The organism is Staphylococcus sp. EG-SA-2, assembly GCF_017152085.1.
This window is the reverse complement of sequence record NZ_JACYHC010000464.1, coordinates 1-4,696: the sequence shown is the minus strand read 5'-3', so window position 1 is coordinate 4,696 and position 4,696 is coordinate 1. Positions and strand designations below refer to the sequence as shown.

General features: G+C 33.2%; 5 protein-coding genes. 4 read left to right on the top strand and 1 reads right to left on the bottom strand.

Going from position 1 to position 4,696, the window contains the following annotated elements:
• The first annotated feature begins 165 nt into the window (after positions 1 to 165).
• The 3 genes from nrdD (at position 166) to IDG60_RS06395 (ending at position 2,759) form a co-directional block, all read left to right on the top strand.
• Positions 166 to 2,016, top strand: a complete 1,851-nt coding sequence (gene nrdD, locus IDG60_RS06405; RefSeq protein ID WP_001071729.1) for an anaerobic ribonucleoside-triphosphate reductase — start codon at positions 166 to 168, stop codon at positions 2,014 to 2,016.
• Complete coding sequence (gene nrdG / locus IDG60_RS06400) at positions 2,013 to 2,549, top strand: anaerobic ribonucleoside-triphosphate reductase activating protein (RefSeq protein WP_000173331.1); 537 nt, start codon at positions 2,013 to 2,015, stop codon at positions 2,547 to 2,549. Before nrdD ends, nrdG begins: the two co-directional genes overlap by 4 nt.
• Positions 2,550 to 2,648: 99 nt before the next feature.
• The gene (locus IDG60_RS06395) at positions 2,649 to 2,759 is read left to right on the top strand and encodes a hypothetical protein (protein WP_001791975.1); all 111 of its coding nucleotides are present in this window, start codon (positions 2,649 to 2,651) and stop codon (positions 2,757 to 2,759) included.
• A gap of 15 nt (positions 2,760 to 2,774) precedes the next feature.
• On the opposite strand, the gene IDG60_RS06390 is transcribed toward IDG60_RS06395, so the two are convergent.
• The gene (locus IDG60_RS06390; protein WP_001791976.1) at positions 2,775 to 2,936 is read right to left on the bottom strand and encodes a hypothetical protein; all 162 of its coding nucleotides are present in this window, start codon (positions 2,934 to 2,936) and stop codon (positions 2,775 to 2,777) included.
• A gap of 131 nt (positions 2,937 to 3,067) precedes the next feature.
• On the opposite strand from IDG60_RS06390, the gene IDG60_RS06385 reads away from it, so the two are divergent.
• Positions 3,068 to 4,690 (top strand): BCCT family transporter, encoded by a 1,623-nt coding sequence (locus tag IDG60_RS06385; protein ID WP_000711870.1) that lies wholly within the window; start codon positions 3,068 to 3,070, stop codon positions 4,688 to 4,690.
• The last annotated feature ends 6 nt before the right edge of the window (positions 4,691 to 4,696 follow it).

Here is a 4,696-nt window from a genome sequence, read left to right as displayed (position 1 = left end):
AGAACAATTTTAAAAATTAATGAAATAATTGTGTAGAAATATGAATTTCACTAAATGTTAATAACTTTGTGACGTTTTAGTTAACAGACTAATAAAAATTTGAAAATACTATATATAGTGGTATAACGTAATGAGTAGACACAATATATAGGAAGAAGGGGTAAAATGAATCAAATCGAAGAAGCATTAACGGGTTTGATTTCTAAAGATCCTGCTATTGTTAACGAAAATGCCAACAAAGATAGTGATACATTTTCAACAATGAGAGATTTAACAGCAGGTATCGTTTCTAAATCTTACGCATTAAATTATTTATTACCAAAGCACGTTGCAGATGCACATCAAAGAGGGGACATACATTTTCACGACTTAGATTATCATCCATTCCAACCGTTAACAAACTGTTGTTTAATAGATGCTAAAAATATGCTACATAATGGATTTGAAATAGGCAACGCGAATGTAACTTCACCAAAATCAATACAAACTGCATCAGCGCAGCTTGTACAAATTATAGCCAATGTTTCCAGCAGTCAATATGGTGGCTGTACGGTTGACCGCGTTGACGAATTACTTAGTACATATGCACGACATAATGAAGAACAACATAGAAATATCGCAAAGCAATTTGTCAAAGAATCTGAAATTGATCGTTATGTTGATCAACAAGTCACTAAAGACATCAATGATGCGATTGAAAGTCTAGAATATGAAATTAATACCTTATATACATCTAATGGACAGACACCTTTTGTAACATTAGGATTCGGCTTAGGTACAGATCATTTAAGTCGCAAAATTCAACAAGCTATCTTAAATACTCGTATCAAAGGCTTAGGAAAAGACCGCACGACAGCGATTTTCCCGAAACTTGTATTTTCAATTAAAAAAGGAACCAACTTTAGTCCGCAAGATCCGAACTATGACATTAAACAACTAGCATTAAAGTGTTCAACGAAACGTATGTATCCAGATATTTTAAATTATGACAAACTCGTAGAAATATTAGGTGATTTCAAAGCGCCAATGGGTTGTCGTTCATTTTTACCAAGTTGGAAAGATGCGGAAGGTCATTTTGAAAATAATGGTCGTTGTAATCTTGGTGTTGTTACACTTAATTTACCTAGAATGGCATTAGAATCTGCCGGTAATATGACGAAATTCTGGGAAATCTTTTATGAACGTATCGATGTGTTACATGATGCATTACTTTATCGTATAAATCGTTTGAAAGATGCTGTACCGAATAACGCACCAATTTTATATAAAAGTGGCGCTTTTAACTATAAATTAAAAGAAACAGATGATGTTGCTGAGTTATTTAAAAATAAACGTGCAACGATTTCAATGGGCTATATAGGGTTGTATGAAACAGCTACTGTTTTCTATGGTCCAGACTGGGAAACATCTCAAGAAGCAAAAGCATTTACGCTTGAAATTCTTAAAGAAATGAAACGTTATCAAACGAAATGGACAGAATTATATGACATTTGGTTCAGTATTTACAGTACGCCGAGTGAATCGCTAACGGATCGTTTTTGTCGTTTAGACCAAGAGAGATTTGGAGATATTAAAGACATTACAGATAAAGGATATTATCAAAACTCTTTCCATTATGATGTACGTAAAGATGTTACACCTTTTGAAAAGTTAGATTTTGAAAAAGATTATCCTTATTATGCGAGTGGTGGTTTCATTCACTATTGTGAGTATCCGAAATTGCAACACAATTTGAAAGCACTAGAAGCGGTATGGGACTACTCTTATGACAAAGTTGGTTACTTAGGTACAAATATTCCGATTGATCATTGTTATGAATGTGATTACGATGGAGATTTTGAAGCAACTGAAAAAGGATTTAAATGCCCGAACTGTGGCAATGATAATCCTAAAACAGTTGATGTCGTTAAACGAACATGTGGTTACTTAGGCAATCCAGTTCAACGTCCAGTAATTAAAGGCCGTCATAAAGAAATTTGCGCACGAGTAAAACATATGAAAGCGCCTAAAGAATGACACTTTTAGACATTAAACAAGGACAAGGTTATATTGCTAAAATAGAATCAAATAGCTTTGTTGACGGTGAAGGAGTAAGATGCAGTGTTTATGTATCAGGATGTCCATTTAATTGTGTTGGATGTTATAACAAAGCCTCACAAAAGTTCAGATATGGCGAGAAATACACTGATGAAATATTAGCAGAAATATTAGATGATTGCGATCATGATTATATATCTGGGCTAAGTCTATTAGGTGGCGAACCATTTTGTAATTTGGATATTACATTAAATCTTGTCAAAGCATTTCGAGCACGTTTTGGAAATACAAAGACAATTTGGGTATGGACTGGATTTTTATATGAATATTTAGCAAATGATTGTACAGAACGTCGAGAGTTATTATCATACATTGACGTTTTAGTAGATGGTCTATTTATACAACACTTATTCAAACCTGATTTACCATATAAAGGTTCTTTAAATCAACGCATTATAGATGTACAACAATCACTCTCGCATGCGCGTATGATTGAATATATAGTTAGTTGAATATGTATTAGAAGTCAAGGTAACATTCGTTGCCTTGGCTTCTTTTTAGGTTAGGTACATAATTGAAAGTTAATAAAAGCAATTCTTTAGAAAAATATATTGATAGAATATGACCTAACAATCATTTTGATACCAATACTAAAAGTTGCATATCCGTTTTTTAAAAAAGTTGAAAGAAAAAAGTGGTACTTTAGTGGGAAGGAAGTCTAACTTTTTGGTAGCGTTTTACAATAAATAAATATTCGTTAAAAACGTATAAATATTCTTAAATGCCGTCCTAGTAAAATTTGTTAAATTCGTTAAATCATAACTTAACACAGCTGTTTTAGCGCTATTAAAGTTTTGTTTATTACGAGAAAAATTATATAAATATTCAATAATTGCCAAGTTTCAAATTGTATGAAATTTGCATTATTATTAAATATTAGTTATTGTCAATTTTGTGAATCAATATAATTATTACATTTTGAGATAAATCGAAACAGGATTCATAAAATTAATAATTAGGGGGAGCACAATTGAAAAAAGAGAAAGTTATGGACTGGACGACCTTTATAGGGACAGTAGCTGTACTTCTTTTTGCAGTTATACCTATGATGGCTTTTCCAAAAGCAAGTGAAGATATCATCACTGGTATTAATAGTGCCATTTCTGATTCAATTGGTTCGATATATTTATTTATGGGGCTGGCGATTTTTTGCTTTGTAATGTATATCGCATTTGGTAAATATGGTAATGTCACACTTGGTAAAGCAAGTGATAAACCAGAATTTAATACATTTACATGGGCGGCAATGCTGTTTTGTGCAGGCATAGGCTCTGATATTTTATACTGGGGCGTTATTGAATGGGCTTTTTACTATCAAGTTCCACCAAATGGCGCGAAAAGTATGAGTGATGAAGCACTCCAATATGCGACGCAATATGGTATGTTCCACTGGGGACCAATTGCTTGGGCTATTTACGTTTTACCAGCATTACCAATTGGTTATTTAGTGTTTGTTAAAAAACAACCGGTGTATAAAATTAGTCAAGCTTGTCGTCCGATTTTAAAAGGTCAAACAGATAAATTTGTAGGTAAAGTTGTAGATATCTTATTTATCTTTGGATTGCTAGGTGGTGCGGCAACATCACTAGCGTTAGGTGTGCCATTAATTTCTGCAGGCATAGAAAGATTAACTGGTTTAGATGGTAAAAATATGATTTTACGTTCGGCCATTTTATTAACAATCACGGTTATATTTGCCATTAGTTCATATACAGGATTGAAAAAAGGTATTCAAAAGTTAAGTGATATCAACGTTTGGCTATCCTTTGTACTTTTAGCCTTTATATTTATTATTGGACCGACTGTTTTTATTATGGAAACGACAGTGACAGGGTTCGGAAATATGTTGAGAGATTTTTTCCATATGGCAACATGGTTAGAACCATTCGGTGGTATTAAAGGTCGAAAAGAAACGAATTTCCCACAAGACTGGACAATATTCTACTGGTCATGGTGGTTAGTATATGCGCCATTTATCGGTTTATTTATCGCTAGAATTTCAAAAGGTAGACGCCTTAAAGAAGTCGTGCTAGGAACAATTATTTATGGAACGCTTGGATGCGTATTATTCTTTGGTATTTTTGGTAACTATGCTGTGTATTTACAAATTTCTGGACAGTTTAATGTAACACAATATTTAAATACACATGGTACAGAGGCAACCATTATTGAAGTGGTGCATCATTTACCATTCCCATCATTGATGATTGTACTATTCTTAGTATCTGCTTTCTTATTCTTAGCAACAACATTTGATTCGGGTTCATATATTTTAGCGGCAGCATCTCAGAAAAAAGTGGTAGGCGAACCATTACGTGCCAATCGTTTATTCTGGGCATTTGCATTGTGCTTATTGCCATTTTCATTGATGCTAGTTGGTGGCGAACGTGCATTAGAAGTATTGAAAACTGCTTCAATACTGGCAAGTGTGCCATTAATTGTTATTTTTATTTTCATGATGATATCATTTTTAATCATTTTAGGGCGCGATAGAATTAAACTTGAAACGCGTGCTGAAAAATTAAAAGAAGTTGAACGTCGTTCATTGCGAATCGTTCAAGTATCAGAAGAAGAACAAGACGATAATTTATAATTCAAA

Coding starts and splice junctions, on each gene's coding strand:
- nrdG (WP_000173331.1), top strand. CDS start 2,013: ATGACACTTTTAGACATTAAACAAGGACAAGGTTATATTGCTAAAATA.
- nrdD (WP_001071729.1), top strand. CDS start 166: ATGAATCAAATCGAAGAAGCATTAACGGGTTTGATTTCTAAAGATCCT.